Consider the following 17346-nt stretch of genomic DNA (forward strand, 5'->3'; position numbering starts at 1 on the left):
TATAATTTTGCAGCCTTAAAACAGGAGGTTTGGTTCGAAGTATCTGAAGGGAGCGTGACCGGTAGCCTCCAATAAGCAACGTTCAAAATAAAAACAAAAATAAAACCATGGGTAAATTTGCCGAACATTCAAAGTTTAATCTATCGGAAATCAACAAGGAAGTGTTGAAGAAATGGGACGAAAACCAGGTTTTCGCCAAGAGTATGACAGAACGTGAAGGATGTCCTTCCTTCGTATTCTTCGAAGGACCTCCCTCGGCCAACGGTATGCCGGGCATTCACCACGTCATGGCTCGTACCATCAAGGACATCTTCTGCCGCTACAAGACGATGAAGGGCTTCCAGGTGAAGCGCAAGGCCGGATGGGACACGCACGGACTTCCCGTGGAGCTGGGCGTGGAGAAGGCGCTGGGCATCACGAAGGAAGACATCGGCAAGACTATCTCCGTGGCCGACTACAACGCCGCCTGCCGCAAGGACGTGATGAAGTTCACGAAGGAGTGGGAGGACCTGACGCACAAGATGGGCTACTGGGTGGACATGAAAGACCCTTACATCACTTATGACAACCGCTACATTGAGACCCTCTGGTGGCTGTTGAAGCAGCTCTACAAGAAGGGCCTGCTCTATAAAGGCTATACCATCCAGCCCTATTCGCCCGCCGCAGGTACGGGACTGAGCTCTCACGAGCTGAACCAACCCGGCTGCTACCGAGACGTGAAGGACCTGACGGTGGTAGGCCAGTTCAAGATGAAGAACCCGAAGCCCGAAATGGCAGAGTGGGGTGCACCTTACTTCATCGCTTGGACCACCACGCCCTGGACCTTGCCCAGCAACACAGCCCTCTGTGTTGGCCCGAAGATTGACTACGTGGCTGTGCAGACCTACAACGGCTATACGGGCGAGAAGATGACCGTCGTACTGGCCAAGGCTTTGCTCTACACGCACTTCAACAAAAAGGCCGAAGACGTTGCATTAGAGGACTATAAGCCAGGCGACAAGCTGATCCCCTTCAAGGTGGTAGGCGAGTATAAGGGTACGGACCTCGTAGGCATGGAGTACGAACAGCTCATCCCCTGGGTGAAGCCCACCGAGCTGGACAACGAAGGCAACTGGCAGGAAGCATCGGCCAAGGCTTTCCGCGTCATCCCCGGCGACTATGTGACGACAGAGGACGGTACGGGTATCGTACACATCGCCCCGACCTTCGGTGCCGACGACGCCAACGTGGCACGTGCGGCCGGCATCCCCTCGCTGTTCATGATCAACAAGCGTGGCGAGACCCGCCCCATGGTGGACCTTACGGGTAAGTTCTACCTGCTGGACGAGCTGGACGAGAAGTTTGTGGCTCAATGCGTCGATACTGAGGCCTACAAGGAATACCAGGGCCGTTGGGTGAAGAATGCCTATGACCCGCAATTCACTGTGGACGGCAAGTACGACGAGAAGGCCGCCCAGGCAGCTGAGTCGCTCGACTTCTACATCTGCATGATGATGAAAGCCGCCAACCAGGCCTTCAAGATAGAGAAGCATGTGCACAACTATCCGCACTGTTGGCGTACGGACAAGCCGGTGCTCTACTATCCGCTGGACAGCTGGTTCATCCGCAGCACTGCCTGCAAGGAGCGCATGATGGAGCTGAACAAGACCATCAACTGGAAGCCCGAGTCGACGGGTACGGGACGCTTCGGCAAGTGGCTCGAGAACCTGAACGACTGGAACTTGAGCCGTTCGCGCTACTGGGGTACGCCGCTGCCCATCTGGCGCACCGAGGACGGCACGGAAGAGAAGTGCATCGAATCCGTAGAAGAACTCTACAACGAAATAGAGAAGTCCGTGGCTGCCGGCCTCATGAAGAGCAATCCCTACAAGGACAAAGGCTTCGTGCCGGGCGAATATACGAAGGAAAACTATGACAAGATAGACCTGCACCGTCCTTACGTGGACGACATCATCCTCGTTTCGAAGGACGGCAAACCCATGAAGCGCGAGACCGACCTGATTGACGTTTGGTTCGACTCCGGCTCCATGCCCTATGCGCAGATACACTATCCGTTCGAGAACAAGGAACTGCTGGACAGCCATCAGGTATATCCCGCCGACTTCATCGCCGAAGGCGTTGACCAGACGCGCGGCTGGTTCTTTACGCTCCATGCCATCGCCACGATGGTGTTCGACAGCGTTTCCTACAAGGCTGTCATCTCCAACGGTCTGGTGCTCGATAAGAACGGCAACAAGATGTCCAAGCGACTGGGCAATGCCGTCGATCCCTTCTCGACCATCGAGAAATACGGTTCCGACCCCTTGCGCTGGTACATGATTACCAACTCTTCGCCGTGGGACAATCTGAAGTTCGACGTCGAAGGTGTGGAGGAAGTGCGCCGCAAGTTCTTCGGTACCTTATATAATACGTATTCCTTCTTCGCCCTCTATGCCAACGTTGACGGCTTCGAGTACAAGGAAGCCGACGTGCCCATGGAGAAACGTCCCGAGATAGACCGCTGGATTCTGTCCCTGCTCAATACGCTGGTGAAGAATGTGGATGCCTGCTACAACGACTACGAGCCTACCAAGGCTGGCCGACTGATATCCGACTTCGTCAACGACAACCTGTCTAACTGGTATGTGCGCCTCAACCGCAAACGCTTCTGGGGTGGTGGTATGACTGAAGATAAGCTCTCGGCTTATCAGACCCTCTATACTTGCCTCGAGACGGTGGCCAAGCTGATGGCGCCCATCGCACCGTTCTATGCCGACATGCTCTACAGCGACCTGATTGCCGTGACTGGCCGCGACCAGGTGGTTTCTGTCCACCTCGCCAAGTTTCCCGTCTGCGACGAGACATTGGTCAATACCGAACTCGAAGCTCGTATGCAGGTGGCTCAGGACATCACGTCCATGGTACTCGCCCTGCGTCGCAAGGTGAACATCAAGGTACGCCAGCCGCTGCAGTGCATCATGATTCCTGTGGTGGACGAAGAACAGCGTGCCCACATCGAAGCCGTGAAGACACTCATCATGAACGAGGTGAACGTGAAGGAAATCAAGTTCGTTGACGGAGCCGCCGGCGTACTGGTGAAGAAAGTGAAGTGCGACTTCAAGAAGCTGGGTCCGAAGTTCGGCAAGCAGATGAAGGCCGTGGCTGCCTCTGTAGCAGAAATGTCACAGGAAGCTATCGCCGAGCTGGAAAAGAACGGCCGCTACACCTTCAATTTGGACGGTGCGGAAGCCGTAGTCGAGGCTGCCGACGTGGAAATCTTCAGCGAAGACATTCCCGGCTGGCTGGTGGCCAACGAAGGCCGACTGACTGTAGCACTGGAAGTTACCGTTACCGAAGAGCTGCGTCGCGAAGGTGTGGCCCGCGAGCTGGTGAACCGCATCCAAAACATCCGCAAGTCCAGCGGCTTTGAAATTACCGACAAAATAAATATTACATTGTCTAAAAATACGCAGACAGATGATGCGGTAAACGAATATAAAGACTATATTTGCAACCAAGTTCTGGCAACCTCACTTACGTTAGTTGATGAAGTACAAGAAGGTACCGAATTGAACTTCGATGACTTCTCGCTCTTTGTGAAGGTTGAAAAGAACTGATAGAGATTGGAAAAGATAATTTAATACCGAAACAAACTAAACACATTACAATTATGGCAGAAAAGACAAGATACTCAGATGCAGAATTGGAAGAGTTTCGCGCCATTATTTTGGAAAAGTTGGAGTTGGCGCAACGTGACTACGATTTGCTGAAAGCCAGTCTGACCGGAGCCGACGGCAATGATACAGATGATACGTCTCCTACATATAAGGTATTGGAGGAAGGGGCCAATACGTTGTCCAAGGAAGAGACTACCCGCTTGGCTCAACGCCAGCTGAAGTTTATCCAAGGACTTCAGGCTGCTTTGGTGCGTATTGAAAACAAAACTTATGGTATTTGCCGTGAGACTGGTAAACTGATACCGAAGGAACGCCTGCGTGCCGTTCCTCATGCTACTTTGAGCATCGAAGCTAAGAATAGCGGTAAAAAGTAATTTGAAACATTAACAGGCTATGGGCTGCGCAAGGATCTGTGTCTTTGTGCTCCTATAGCTTGTGCTTTTTTGGAATGCATAAGGGAATGAAGAGCTTTTGGACAAAAGGGCGGATAGCTTTGTTTGTGATATTCTCGGTATTGTTGGTAGACCAGTTGATAAAAGTGGCTGTAAAGACGGGAATGTATTGGCATGATAGTATTAATGCTATCGGCTGGCTATACGACAAATTGGGCATTCAAGCCGAACCTCCTACATGGTTTTATATATTCTTTACAGAAAACAACGGAATGGCTTTTGGAATGGAGATTGTCGGAAAGTTATTCTTGACTTCATTTCGCATTGTTGCAGTAGCTGTTATCGGGTGGTTCCTTTATAAATTTGTACAGCATAAGATGAAGACTGGCTTCATTGTATGTGTGTCATTGGTTTTGACGGGAGCCTTGGGTAATATTGTTGACAGTGTATTTTACGGCGTACTGTTTAGTGAAAGTACCAGTTACCAACTGGCTTCATTTCTGCCAGAGGGAGGAGGATATGCTCCTTTGTTTTACGGCAAGGTAGTAGATATGTTTTATTTCCCTATTATCGAAGCTAATTGGCCTTTATGGATGCCTTTTGTCGGGGGAGATCATTTTATTTTTTTCAGTCCGATATTTAATTTCGCGGATGCTGCAATCAGTTGTGGCATTGTCGCCTTGTTGCTGTTCTATAGCAAATATTTGAATGAAGCTTATCATGAAGTGACAAAGAAAGGATGAAACGTAGCAATCAAATTCAACGGTATGGTCTGTTCGTTTTCTTAGTCTGGACATTATTTGCGTGTCAGGTAAAACGTCCTGAAACGGTATTGTCGGATAAACAAATGGAGAACGTACTTTATGACTATCATATAGCCAAAGCATTGGGTGAAGCATTATCTTATAATGAGAATTATAAGCGTGTACTTTACGTGGAGTCTGTTTACAAGAAATACGGAATAACAGAAGCACAATTTGATTCATCAATGGTTTGGTATGCTAGAAATCCAGAAGTCTTAAGTAAGATTTATGAAAATATCAATGCACGGCTGAAAGCAGAAAAAGCAACTGTTGAGGATTTGTTGGCTTTGCGTGAAGGTAAGCCTCAAACTTCAGCTCCCGGTGATAGTGTGGATGTCTGGTTTGGACAGGAGCTTTATCGGTTGTCAGGGATGCCGTTGAATAATAAAGTGACCTTTTCGCTGCCTGCAGACAGTAACTTTTTCGGTCGTGATACGTTACGTTGGAATATCCGTTTTCTGTATCCTGACAAGGAGTTTGATAGTATTTCTGCTCCTATCATGGCCATGTCCCTACATTATAAAAATGATAGTGTAATTAGTGCTTTTCGTAAGATTTTCACTACGGGTGATTATTCTATAGCTTTACAAAGCGACACGATGGGAGAGCTTAAAGAAGTGAACGGTTTTGTCTACTATTCGAGTTCGGAGAAAAAGTCTTTGTTGCTTGATAAGATTTCTCTCATGCGTTATCATAGTGCCGATTCTGTAGCTGTTGCAGTGACAGATACTTTGAAAGCTGCTGAAAAGGATACTTTGAATGTGAAAAAGGAACCGGAGAATATAGATAAGGACAGCTTGGAGTCGGATAAGAAAGAGCTGAATGCTGTACCTCGCATGCGACCTAAACCATCGTCTACGTTGGTTCAACCACAAAAACAAGAAGCTCGTCCTCGTTTGCAAAAAAGAAGGGTAAATTAGGCTGAAAGGATTTGAATGATGAAACGGTATGCTTCTCATTACCTGTATTTGCCAGGACATGGCTTTTTGTGGCATTATGTTGTGCAGATGCACGAAAATTGTGTGGAAGCTCTTTTCCCCATGTCTGACGAAATAGAAAGTACAGAATGGAAACCGGGGGTTATTGCTTTAGTTCCTTTGGAGGCAGATGTATCTGCGCTTTCGTTCAATTTTAAGGATATTCTTTCTGAAGTTCCTGTAGAAGTTGTGGAGCGTATGTCGTGTTTGGTGCCTGTCCTTTTGTTTCCTTTTGATTTTACAAGGATGGAGCCTGTCTCCGAAACTCGGCACAAACTACTGCAGTAGCGATGGCTACGTTGAGCGATTCCGAAGTTTCCCGTCCGGTCGGATAATTTGGGATATAGAGCCGACGGTTGATCAGGCTGCCTACTTCCGGACTGATACCGTTCCCCTCGTTGCCCATCACGATCAGACCGTTTTTCGAAAGCGTTTCTCCGTACATGTTCTCTCCATCCAGAAAGGTTCCGTATATCGGTATGTCTGTTTCTAAGTTTCGTATCAGGTCAGGCAGGGGAGTGTAGTGTATTCTTACATGTGCAATGCCCCCCATAGTGGCCTGCATAGCTTTAGGATTGTAGATGTCTGCCGTTTGGGGTGAGCAGAATACGTCCTCAATACCAAACCAGTCGGCCAGGCGTATGATGGTCCCCAGATTTCCAGGATCCTGTATGTCATCCAGAGCCAGGCATAGAGAATGGCCGATAACCGACGGATCTGTCGGATATTCCGGTTGGTCGAATACAGCTAGTACTTGTTGCGGTGTTTTTAGCAGGCTGGCACGTGACAGCTCTTCTTCGTTTACTATCAATGTTTCACCAACATCGTTTAGTTGTAGTTCTTTATTGTTTATGAACCATTTGTCTGTTGCAGCCAGTAATCTGCAATGAAAATGTCCCAATAAATCTCCTACGAGTTTGTGACCCTCAGCTAAAAATGTCTTTTCTGTTTTTCGGTTCTTTTTGAGTTCCAGGGAATGGATATATTTAATTTTGTTTTTGCTCAGTGCCATATTCCGCTTCTTTATCTTTTTCGCAAATGTACGTCATTATTTTCAGATAATCAAAACAATGTGCATCGTGAAGATATAAGTCGTATGTGCTGTTTTTCAGGCCTTGTTTTGTAAACATGGACTTTAGCTCCGTAAAGTGGCACTTTAGCGCGCTAAAGAGGGACTTTACGAAGCTGAAGTAGTACTTTATTTTCTGGAACAAAAGATGGTATTCGGATGATGCTCTTTGGGGCCCATTTGTTTTTGCAAACCGAAAAAATAAGGTATATTTGTCGCAGTTTATATGTGTGTGCTGATATGAAGAAAGGCTTGTATTGTGTAATATCCGTTCTCGCTTTGTTGCTGTCGGTCTCTTGTTCGTCTACTAAGTATGTGCCCGATGGCTCTTATTTGCTGGACGAAGTGAGTATACATACGGATAATAAAGAGGTAAAGCCTTCCAGCCTTTCCATGTATGTACGACAGAATCCTAATGCCAAATGGTTTAGTTTGTTCAAGACTCAGCTGTATGTCTATAATTGGTCGGGTGCCGACAGTACTCGGTGGATAAACCGAGTGTTGCGTAAGGTTGGGGATGCTCCTGTGATTTATCGGAAAGAAGATGCGGATCGTACTCGTGAAGAGATGACCAAAGCTGTTCAGAATATGGGCTATATGGGAGCTTCTGTTGAGACGGAATGTCATGTGAAAAAGAAAAAGATACGGCTTGTCTATAACGTGACTACAGGAAAACCGTACATTGTGAGAACTATCCGTTATGATATTCCCGACGACAATATTCGTAATTTAATGCAGCTCGATTCGGCGGGTACCTATTTATCTGAAGGTATGCGTTTTGATGTGAATCAGCTGGATGCCGAGCGGCAACGTATTACAAATAATTTGTTAGGGAATGGTTATTATAAATTCAATAAGGATTTTCTTTCTTATACTGCTGATACTGCACGCAATACTTATCTTGTGGATTTGACTCTTCACCTTTTGCCTTACAGGCAGCGGGGAGGAACGGGAAGCCAGCAGCATCGTCAATATATGATCGGAAAAGTAGGTTTTGTGACTGACTACAATGTGTTGCAGTCTTCCGCTAATAGTATTGAAGTGAATGATTCTCTTCATTACAACGGTCTATCGTTTTATTATAAGGATAAATTATATCTGAGGCCTCAACTTTTGGAGAATAATCTTCATATTTTGCCGGGTGATTTATATGATGAACGGAAGGTTCAGCGCACCTATTCTAATTTTGGTCGTTTGCAGGCATTGAAATATACCAATATCCGTTTTGTCGAAGAACGTGAGGACAGTACTCGTTTGGATGCCTATATTATGTTGACCAAAAGCAAACACAAGTCTGTTTCATTCGAGCTTGAAGGTACAAATTCAGCGGGTGATCTGGGTGCAGCGGCAGCAGTGTCTTTCCAGCATCGTAACTTGTTCAGAGGTTCCGAAGCTTTGATGCTTCGTTTTCGTGGAGCCTATGAGGCTATTTCACCCTTGAAAAGTGGATATAATCAAGAAAATTATATGGAACTGGGGGCTGAAGCGACAATCAATTTCCCTCGTTTCATGTTCCCTTTTTTAAGCAGAGATTTTAGACGTACGATTAGGGCAACTACTGAATTTGGATTGCAATACAATTATCAGATGCGTCCAGAGTTCACTCGTATTGTGGCATCAGGTAGTTGGAGCTATCGCTGGGGAATGCAACGGCAGCGTTCGCAACATCGTATAGATTTGCTCGACATCAATTACTTATATATGCCATGGATCGATCCTGCTTTTCGTGAAATCTATCTTGACAAGGAGCAGAATTATATATTGGCTTATAATTATGAAGACCGTTTTATTGTTCGTTCGGGTTATAGCTATACTTATAACAGTGCTGGCCAGGCATTGATGAATAATGCATTGTTGGGCAATTCTTATTCTGTGCGTATCAATATAGAATCTGCAGGTTCTTTACTGTATGGCTTGGCCAAGCTGACCGGGATGAAAAAAAATGAGTCAGGTGAATATACATTGTTAAATATTCCTTTTGCTCAATACATAAAAGGAGATATCGATTATGCGAAGAATTTTGTAATTGACAATCGTAATTCGTTAGCATTTCATGTAGGTGGAGGTATTGCCGTCCCTTATGGAAATGCTAGTGTTGTTCCATTTGAAAAACGATATTTTTCTGGAGGAGCTAATAGCGTACGTGGATGGTCTGTTCGAGAACTGGGGCCTGGTTCCTATGTTGGCGATAGAAACAATTTCTTAAATCAGTCGGGAGATATCAAACTGGATGCCAGTGTGGAATATCGTACGCATCTTTTTTGGAAACTGCATGGGGCATTGTTTGTTGATGCTGGCAATATTTGGACTTTGCATGAATATGAAAGCCAACCGGGGGGACAATTTAAATTTAATACTTTTTACAAGCAGATAGCTGTCGCTTATGGTATGGGAATCCGTTTGGATCTGGATTTTTTCGTTTTACGTTTTGATGCTGGTATGAAGGCTATCAATCCTGTTTACGAAAGTGGGCGGAATCGTTATCCTATTGTTCATCCAGATTTCAGTCGTGATTTTGCTTTTCACTTTGCGGTAGGTTATCCATTTTAAACAAATAAATATGAGACGATAAATGATGAAATATATTTTATTATTATGTGGACTGTTTGTCTACTTTGGGAATATCTCTGCCAAACTATTTGCAGTATCGGAAGATACTGTTCGTTTTATAAATCCTTTTGCTCATTCTATTACTTTTAGTGGCAATTTTGGCGAACTTCGTGCTAACCATTTTCATGGGGGGCTTGACTTTAAGACGGGAGGGGTGACAGGAAAGCCTGTACGTGCATTGGCTGACGGGTACATTTCACGTATCCGTGTAACACATGGATCAGGCTACGTGCTTGATGTCGTCTATAACAATGGTTATTCTACTATTAACCGTCACTTGGAAGCTTTCATCGGTGATATTGCTCGACGTGTGGAGGATTTGCAATATGAGCAGGAGAGCTGGGAAGTAGAGATTGTGCCTGAGGCAGGGGAATATCCCGTCAAGACAGGACAAATCATTGCTTATAGCGGCAATACAGGTTATTCGTTTGGACCTCATTTACATTTGGATGTTATCGAGACGGCCACGGACGACTATGTAGACCCGTTGCCTTTCTTTGCCGGACAGGTGAAGGATCACACGGCGCCGCGTGCACAGGGCATTATGCTCTTTCCGCAACGCGGACGGGGTGTGGTGAATGGCAAGACGACGAGACAAACTTTTGGTCTGAACCAGACGACGGGCATCACGGCTTGGGGTGAGATAGGAGCAGGTATCCGTGCCTATGATTACATGGACGGGGTGCATAACCGTTACGGCGTACATACGGTGATTCTCGAAGTGGATGGGCAGGAAGTTTTTCGTAGTGTAGTGGATCGTTTTGCCTACGATGAGAATCGCTACATTAACTCTTGGACTTATGGGCAATATATGAAGTCGTTCATCGACCCCGGTAATCGTCTCCGTCTGCTACATGCCTCGAATGGCAACCGTGGGTTGGTGACCATCGACGAGGAGCGGCCCTATCGCTTTGTCTATACGCTGCGCGACGCGCTGGGCAACGAGTCGAAGGTGCGCTTCACTGTGCAGGGCCGTCGGAGTGAGATTCCTGTGGTGGAACATCGCGAGAAGTATCATTTCCGTTGGGACAAGGTGAACTATCTGCAGGAACCTGGCCTCGAGCTGGTATTGCCCCGCGGCGTGCTCTACGAAGATGCTTATCTGAATTATGCGGTTTGTGGCGATAGTGGTGACATAGCCTTTACCTATCAGCTGAACGATCGCAATATTCCCTTGCACAAGGCATGCAATCTACGTATCGGATTGCGCCACCGTCCGTTGGCCGACAGCACGAAGTACTACGTGGCGAGTGTTAGTGCTAAAGGCAGTAAATACAACATGGGTGGCCACTACGTGAACGGCTACATGGAGGTGAAGGTGCGCGATCTGGCTACCTACACCGTGGCTATTGATACCGTTCCACCCATACTGACGCCTGTAGGGCAGGCCGGTTGGGGACGTACGGGACGTATCGTTTTTAAGGCAAAGGACGCACAGACAGGCATCGCCTCCTATCGTGGTACCATCGACGGAAAATATGCTCTCTTCGGCAAACCGAATTCTGTGAAGGGAGAGTTGGTGTGCCAACTTGACCCTCGTCGGGTGAAGAAAGGCGGTAGTCACGTGCTGGTGATGAGTGTCACTGATGGTTGCGGCAACGTCACTACACGTCAGTATCGCTTTGTGTGGTAAATACTTAATATTCAAATAATAAAAGTTATCGATTATGAAGATTAGAAGATTGACCCTTGCTGTCGTTTGTATGGCAGCAGCCGTAGCTGATACACTGGCTTGTACCAATCTTATTGTGGGCAAGAACGTGTCGGCCGACGGTTCGACCATCATTTCCTATTCGGCCGACTCCTATTCGCTGTTCGGCGAGTTGTATCATTATCCCGCAGGTATGCACAAGAAGGGAACGATGATCAATGTTTATGAGTGGGATACGGGTAAGTACCTGGGACAGATAGAACAGGCTCGTCAAACCTATAATGTAGTGGGCAACATGAACGAATTTCAGCTGACGATTGGAGAGACCACTTTTGGCGGGCGTCCCGAGTTGGTGGACACGACAGGTGTTATCGACTATGGTAGCTTGATTTATCTGGGCTTGCAACGTTCGCGTACGGCACGTGAGGCTATCAAGGTGATGACCGAGCTGGTGCAGGAGTATGGCTATTATAGCAGTGGCGAGTCTTTCACCATTGCCGACCCCAATGAAGTGTGGATTATGGAGATGATAGGCAAGGGTCCCGGCGTACGTGGTGCCGTGTGGGTGGCTGTTCGTGTGCCAGACGATTGTATCTCGGCTCATGCCAACCAAAGCCGTATCCATCAGTTCGACATGAACGACAAGGAAAACTGCATGTATTCGCCTGATGTCATTTCTTTTGCCCGCGAGAAAGGCTACTTCAATGGGGTGAACAAGGACTTCAGCTTCTCCAAGGCCTATGCACCTCTTGATTTTGGTGCACGCCGCTATTGCGAGGCCCGCGTGTGGAGCTACTTCAACATGTTCACTGATCGCGGCGAGGAGTTTCTGCCCTATATCCAGGGTACGACCGACGAGCCGATGCCCCTCTACGTGAAGCCCAACCGCAAAATCTCCGTACAGGACGTGAAGAACGCCATGCGCGACCACTACGAAGGCACGGCACTCGACATCACAAAGGATTTTGGTGCTGGTCCTTATCATACTCCCTACCGGCTCTCACCACTGGAGTTTGAAGTGAACGGACAGAAATACTTTAACGAGCGTCCCATCTCCACCCAGCAGAGCGGTTTCGTGTTCGTGGCACAGATGCGCGAAAACCTGCCCGACGCCGTAGGTGGCGTGCTGTGGTTCGGCTTGGACGATGCCAACATGACGGTGTTCACGCCTGTCTATTGCTGCGCTACTCGTGTACCTGAGTGCTACACACGTGTGGACGGTGCCGATTATATTACTTTCTCCTGGAAGTCTTCCTTCTGGATATACAACTGGGTGGCCAACATGGTATATCCGCGCTATGATCTGATGATGGATGATGTGCGGGCTGTACAGAACGAAATTGAGACTACCTTCAACCAGGCACAGGAAGGTATCGAAGCTGTTGCTGTGAAACTGCTGGAAACCGATCCTGCCAAAGCCAAGGAATTCTTGACGAACTACACCGTGATGACGGCTCAGAGCACACACGACGCTTGGAAACGCCTTGGTGAATTCTTGATTGTTAAATATAATGACGGTGTGGTGAAGCGCGTAAAGGACGGTAAGTTTGAACGTAATTCCATCGGTCAACCGGCCGGTGTCATCCGTCCAGGCTATCCGAAAGAGTTTCTTGAAGAATATGTGAAACAAACAGGAGACCGATATAAAATTCCTGAATAATTTGTTTCTTCATTTTATCTGATTATCTTTGTCGGACAGTAAAACAGATAATGTATTAACCTATAAAATAATAGATTTATGGAAAATCAAGATTTGATTAAATTGGTTACTGAGAAAGCTCAAGAGTGGCTGGGACCGGCTTTTGATGCTGAGACTCAGGCCGAAGTGAAGAAAATGCTGGAAAACGACGATAAGACGGAGCTGATAGAAAGCTTCTATAAAGATCTGGAGTTTGGTACGGGTGGCTTGCGCGGTATTATGGGTGCCGGTAGCAATCGTATGAACATATATACTGTGGGTGCCGCTACGCAAGGTTTGGCCAACTACCTGAACAAGTGTTTTGCTGGTCAACCTATTTCTGTCGTTGTAGGTCATGACTGTCGTAACAACAGCCGTAAGTTTGCTGAAATCTCAGCCGACATTTTCTCGGCTAACGGTATTAAGGTCTATCTGTTCGACGATCTGCGTCCTACGCCTGAAGTGTCCTTCGCTATTCGTCATTTGGGTTGCCAGAGCGGCATCAATATCACGGCTAGCCATAATCCACGTGAATATAACGGCTATAAAGCTTATTGGGACGACGGTGCACAAGTGCTGGCTCCGCACGATACCGCTATTATCGATGAGGTGAACAAGGTGAAGGTGGCCGACATCAAATTCAACGGCAATAAGGAACTTATCCAGATTATCGGCGAGGATGTGGACAAAGCATACTTGGAGAAGGTACATTCCATTTCTATCGACCCCGAAGTCATCAAGCGTCAGAAGGATCTGAGCATCGTCTATACGCCGCTCCATGGTGCTGGACGTGCGCTCATTCCCGCTTCATTGAAGCTGTGGGGTTTTGAAAATGTACATTGCGTGGAGTCACAGATGGTGAAAGACGGTAACTTCCCGACGGTTGTTTCGCCCAATCCCGAGAATGCTGAAGCACTGACACTGGCCATTAAGCTGGCCAAGGAAATCGATGCCGACATCGTGATGGCCAGTGATCCTGATGCTGACCGTGTAGGCATGGCTTGCAAGGACGATAAGGGCGAGTGGGTGCTCATCAACGGTAATCAGACTTGTCTGCTCTTCCTTTACTATATCATCAAGAATCGTCTGGCTACGGGCAAAATGCAGCCGGGCGACTTTATTGTGAAGACCATCGTTACGACCGAACTTATTAAGGCCGTGGCTGACAAGAACAAGGTCGAGATGCTCGACTGTTACACGGGCTTCAAATGGATTGCTCGCGAAATTCGCCTGCGCGAAGGCAAGCAGCAGTACATCGGTGGCGGTGAAGAAAGCTATGGTTTCCTGGCTGAAGACTTCGTGCGCGACAAGGATGCTGTTTCGGCCTGCTCGCTGCTGGCTGAAATCTGTGCCTGGGCTAAGGATCAGGGAAAGACGCTCTACGATGTGCTGATGGGTATCTATGTAGAATATGGTTTCTCGAAAGAAACTACCGTCAACGTGGTGAAACCGGGCAAGAGCGGCGCCGAAGAAATCAAGGCTATGATGGACAACTTCCGTGCTAATCCGCCGAAGGAAATCGGAGGATCGAAGGTGTGTGTAGTGAAGGACTACAAAACGCTTGAGATGACTGATGCTGCTGGCAAAATAAGCAAGCTCGACATGCCTGAATCATCGAACGTGCTCCAGTATTTCACGGAAGACGGTACGAAGATTTCTGTCCGTCCCTCAGGTACGGAACCGAAGATCAAGTTCTACATTGAGGTGAAGGGCGAAATGGGTTGCCCGAAGTGCTATGCCGGAGCTAATGCCGATGCTGAAGAAAAGGTGAAGGCAGTGCGTGCATCGCTGGGCATTTGAATGATATAAGTTTTTGACATCATAAATTCCTTCCGCTCCTGTTCTAGTTTGAATGTTGCAGCGGGAGGAATTTTTCTTTTTGTGGTATAATAGCATTTATGATAATGACAGAGAATAATTATAGACCTGTTGATACCCGTTATGAGGCAGGGATGAAATATCGTCGTGCAGGCCACAGCGGAATTCAGTTACCGGAAATCTCGCTTGGGTTATGGCATAATTTTGGCGATGTAGATACATTGTCTGAAAGCCGTCGTAAGCTACATCATGCTTTTGATTGTGGAATCACCCATTTTGATTTGGCTAATAATTATGGACCTTCTCCTGGCAGTGCAGAGGAAACGTTCGGATATGTGATGAAACATTCTTTTGCTTCGTATCGTGACGAATTATTCATTTCTACCAAGGCAGGACACGACATGTGGCCTGGACCGTATGGTACATGGGGTTCGCGCAAATCTCTTATGGCGAGTCTTGATCAAAGTCTCCGCCGTATGAATCTTGATTATGTGGATATTTTCTATTCGCATCGTTACGATCCGTATACGCCGCTTGAAGAAACAATGCAGACATTGGTGGATATTGTTCGTCAGGGAAAGGCTCTTTATGTAGGCATTTCCAAATATCCTTTGGAAGAGGCGCAGAAAGCTTATGATTATTTGAAAAGCCATGATGTCCATTGCCTGCTTTATCAGGGAAGATATAACCTTCTGGACAGAAAAGTGGAAGAAACAGGAATCTTGAAGCAAGCAGCGGAAAATGGTACTGGTTTTATAGCCTTTTCGCCATTGGCACAAGGATTGCTTTCGGGACGTTATCTTGATGGCATTCCTGCCACTTCGCGTATAGCTCGGGGCGGTTTTCTGAAACAGGAGGCATTGACAGAAGATGTAATGCACAAAGTGAGAGCTTTGAATGAGGTCGCCCGGCGTCGTGGACAGACCTTGGCTGAAATGGCTTTAGCTTGGCTGTTAAAAGACAACTTGGTTACATCTGTGATTGTTGGCGTTAGCTCTGTGGAACAATTGGATGATAATTTAAAGGCCTTGCATAATACAGCTTTTAGCGTTGAGGAACAGGATGAAATTGAAAAAATGAAAGTGTGTCAAAAAGCACACCTTCTTTGTTTAGCACAAAGCCCCGACTTTCACAAGCTGGGGCTTTGTTATTACCTAAAGATTTTGTATCTTTAAGCCTAAAGATTTATACATATGGCAAAGATACATTTTCGTCCCTACACTCCCAACCAAACGGTACTATTTCCGCAAAGAATCGATGAAGATATTGCAGAAAACGATCCTATACGCATGGTTGACGCTTTCCTCGACCCCGAGACGGAGCGCACGCTCATCGCCCGCCTCCGCCGCCACGCCGCGGGACGGACGCTGCTCTTCGTCACCCACCATCCGGCGCTCGCGGCGGAGTGTGACGCGACGCTGCGGCTATAGAAACATTCAAATCAAATAATCATAACAACCGCTGTAATACAGCATACATATCTTAGCGAGAATATGCAATTTATCAATTCAATGTATATTCTCATCTCTGTTGGCCATTCTTATGATATGACCTTCTGACAAAACACTGCATGACACTCTAACAAAGCACTGCATGGCATCCTAATAAAGCACTGCGTGGCACCTTAACGAAGCACTGTGTCAGGGAGTCATACAATATCGTGTTAATATGTCACGTAATAAAATGAAAAAAGCCACGGCTGCATGTCTGCAACCGTGGCGGCTCTATATATAAAGGTATAAATCCCTTGCCCGTTTAGAACAGCTTGTTGGGATATTCGCCGGCGTCTACCAGTGCCTTGATCTTGGCAACGGTGTCGGGACGGTCTTCGGGATAGGTCACACCGAACCACTTGCTGTTGGTGTCGAGTACCTCGACCGTAGCCGTGCCGTCGTTGATGAGCTTGTCCACCATCAGCGGGATAAAGAATTCGCTCTTCAGGTTCTCCATGTTCTTCGGGTCGGAGAGGAAAGTCTTGAAGAATTCCTTGCTGTACGCGAAGTAATCGGGAGTAAAGCCCCAGAAGTTCATGCTGACGGGAGTCGTCTCGGGCGTAGCGGTCCATTCGCCGTTGTCATCGATGTACTTCACTTCGCCGTCCATGCGCTGGATTTTGGTGCGTTCTACGACGGAAGTCAGCAGGTGCTTCTCGTTGGTGGTGCAGAGTCCGCGGCTGACGGTACCGCTTTCGCTCAGTGTGTTTCCGATGCGGAAGCCTACCATTGAATAAACGTTTTTCGAGCCTTCGGGCAGATTGGCCAGGAACTTGCCCATCACCTGGAAGGAGTCGCTGCCGTAGAAGTCGTCGCAGTTGATGACGGCAAACGGTTCCTTGATGGCATTCTCGCCCATCATGACGGCGTGGTTTGTTCCCCAGGGTTTCGTACGGCCTTCGGGGCAGGTGAAGCCTTCGGGCAGTGCGTCGAGGGCCTGGAATACAAGTTCGCAGGGGATGTGTCCCTCATACTTGGAGAGGATTTTCTCGCGGAAGTCCTGTTCGAAGTCTTTGCGGATAACGAAGACGAGTTTGCCGAATCCGGCCTTGATGGCGTCGTAGATGGAGTAGTCCATGATGGTTTCGCCGTTGGGACCCAGTCCGTCCAGCTGTTTCAAGCCTCCGTAGCGGCTGCCCATGCCGGCTGCCAATAAGAAAAGAGTAGGTTTCATAATCAATTAATTATTTAAAGGTTAG

Annotated in this window: 12 protein-coding genes; 10 read left to right on the forward strand and 2 right to left on the reverse strand. The window is 47.4% G+C overall.

Going from position 1 to position 17346, the window contains the following annotated elements:
- Window positions 1-107 precede the first annotated feature (107 nt).
- From ileS to BQ8005_RS01735, 4 genes are all read left to right on the forward strand, one after another.
- Entirely contained in the window at window positions 108-3596 is a 3489-nt protein-coding gene (gene ileS, locus BQ8005_RS01720; RefSeq protein ID WP_075316827.1) for an isoleucine--tRNA ligase, read from the forward strand.
- A gap of 53 nt (window positions 3597-3649) precedes the next feature.
- Window positions 3650-4030: a TraR/DksA family transcriptional regulator gene (locus BQ8005_RS01725; RefSeq protein WP_021846236.1), complete on the forward strand. Its 381-nt coding sequence runs from the start codon at window positions 3650-3652 to the stop codon at window positions 4028-4030.
- A gap of 86 nt (window positions 4031-4116) precedes the next feature.
- Window positions 4117-4791, forward strand: coding sequence for a lipoprotein signal peptidase (locus BQ8005_RS01730; RefSeq protein WP_075318834.1), 675 nt, complete (start codon window positions 4117-4119; stop codon window positions 4789-4791).
- Window positions 4788-5771: a DUF4296 domain-containing protein gene (locus tag BQ8005_RS01735; protein WP_075316828.1), complete on the forward strand. Its 984-nt coding sequence runs from the start codon at window positions 4788-4790 to the stop codon at window positions 5769-5771. Before BQ8005_RS01730 ends, BQ8005_RS01735 begins: the two co-directional genes overlap by 4 nt.
- Window positions 5772-6066: 295 nt before the next feature.
- Here the strand turns inward: BQ8005_RS01735 and BQ8005_RS01745 are convergent, their stop codons facing one another.
- Window positions 6067-6840 (reverse strand): RNA methyltransferase, encoded by a 774-nt coding sequence (locus BQ8005_RS01745; protein ID WP_075316829.1) that lies wholly within the window; start codon window positions 6838-6840, stop codon window positions 6067-6069.
- Between the two features lie 297 nt (window positions 6841-7137).
- Between BQ8005_RS01745 and tamL the strand changes: the two genes are divergently transcribed.
- The 6 genes from tamL to BQ8005_RS17840 all read left to right on the forward strand — a co-directional run bounded on the left by tamL (window position 7138) and on the right by BQ8005_RS17840 (window position 16084).
- The gene (tamL, locus tag BQ8005_RS01750) at window positions 7138-9447 is read left to right on the forward strand and encodes a translocation and assembly module lipoprotein TamL (RefSeq protein WP_075318835.1); all 2310 of its coding nucleotides are present in this window, start codon (window positions 7138-7140) and stop codon (window positions 9445-9447) included.
- Between the two features lie 25 nt (window positions 9448-9472).
- Window positions 9473-11140, forward strand: coding sequence for a M23 family metallopeptidase (locus BQ8005_RS01755; RefSeq protein ID WP_075318836.1), 1668 nt, complete (start codon window positions 9473-9475; stop codon window positions 11138-11140).
- A 34-nt stretch (window positions 11141-11174) separates the two neighbouring features.
- A complete protein-coding gene (locus tag BQ8005_RS01760) occupies window positions 11175-12818 on the forward strand; it encodes a C69 family dipeptidase (RefSeq protein WP_075316830.1) in 1644 nt (547 codons plus the stop codon).
- 78 nt (window positions 12819-12896) lie between these two features.
- Entirely contained in the window at window positions 12897-14636 is a 1740-nt protein-coding gene (locus tag BQ8005_RS01765; protein WP_075316831.1) for a phospho-sugar mutase, read from the forward strand.
- Between the two features lie 104 nt (window positions 14637-14740).
- Window positions 14741-15829, forward strand: a complete 1089-nt coding sequence (locus tag BQ8005_RS01770) for an aldo/keto reductase (RefSeq protein ID WP_083610592.1) — start codon at window positions 14741-14743, stop codon at window positions 15827-15829.
- 18 nt (window positions 15830-15847) lie between these two features.
- Window positions 15848-16084: a hypothetical protein gene (locus tag BQ8005_RS17840; protein ID WP_075316832.1), complete on the forward strand. Its 237-nt coding sequence runs from the start codon at window positions 15848-15850 to the stop codon at window positions 16082-16084.
- A gap of 325 nt (window positions 16085-16409) precedes the next feature.
- Here the strand turns inward: BQ8005_RS17840 and BQ8005_RS01780 are convergent, their stop codons facing one another.
- On the reverse strand, window positions 16410-17321 hold the full coding sequence (locus BQ8005_RS01780; RefSeq protein ID WP_075316833.1) for a glycosyltransferase family protein: 912 nt from the start codon (window positions 17319-17321) through the stop codon (window positions 16410-16412).
- Window positions 17322-17346 lie beyond the last annotated feature (25 nt).

Source organism: Bacteroides togonis, from assembly GCF_900130135.1.
Classification (GTDB): domain Bacteria; phylum Bacteroidota; class Bacteroidia; order Bacteroidales; family Bacteroidaceae; genus Bacteroides; species Bacteroides pullorum.

What these genes read in the sequence shown, in the direction of transcription:
- BQ8005_RS01745 (WP_075316829.1), bottom strand. Translation starts at nt 6,840, where the DNA reads ATGGCACTGAGCAAAAACAAAATTAAATATATCCATTCCCTGGAACTC.
- BQ8005_RS01755 (WP_075318836.1), top strand. Translation starts at nt 9,473, where the DNA reads ATGAAATATATTTTATTATTATGTGGACTGTTTGTCTACTTTGGGAAT.
- tamL (WP_075318835.1), top strand. Translation starts at nt 7,138, where the DNA reads ATGAAGAAAGGCTTGTATTGTGTAATATCCGTTCTCGCTTTGTTGCTG.
- BQ8005_RS01730 (WP_075318834.1), top strand. Translation starts at nt 4,117, where the DNA reads ATGAAGAGCTTTTGGACAAAAGGGCGGATAGCTTTGTTTGTGATATTC.
- BQ8005_RS01735 (WP_075316828.1), top strand. Translation starts at nt 4,788, where the DNA reads ATGAAACGTAGCAATCAAATTCAACGGTATGGTCTGTTCGTTTTCTTA.
- BQ8005_RS01765 (WP_075316831.1), top strand. Translation starts at nt 12,897, where the DNA reads ATGGAAAATCAAGATTTGATTAAATTGGTTACTGAGAAAGCTCAAGAG.
- BQ8005_RS01780 (WP_075316833.1), bottom strand. Translation starts at nt 17,321, where the DNA reads ATGAAACCTACTCTTTTCTTATTGGCAGCCGGCATGGGCAGCCGCTAC.
- ileS (WP_075316827.1), top strand. Translation starts at nt 108, where the DNA reads ATGGGTAAATTTGCCGAACATTCAAAGTTTAATCTATCGGAAATCAAC.
- BQ8005_RS01760 (WP_075316830.1), top strand. Translation starts at nt 11,175, where the DNA reads ATGAAGATTAGAAGATTGACCCTTGCTGTCGTTTGTATGGCAGCAGCC.
- BQ8005_RS01770 (WP_083610592.1), top strand. Translation starts at nt 14,741, where the DNA reads ATGACAGAGAATAATTATAGACCTGTTGATACCCGTTATGAGGCAGGG.
- BQ8005_RS17840 (WP_075316832.1), top strand. Translation starts at nt 15,848, where the DNA reads ATGGCAAAGATACATTTTCGTCCCTACACTCCCAACCAAACGGTACTA.
- BQ8005_RS01725 (WP_021846236.1), top strand. Translation starts at nt 3,650, where the DNA reads ATGGCAGAAAAGACAAGATACTCAGATGCAGAATTGGAAGAGTTTCGC.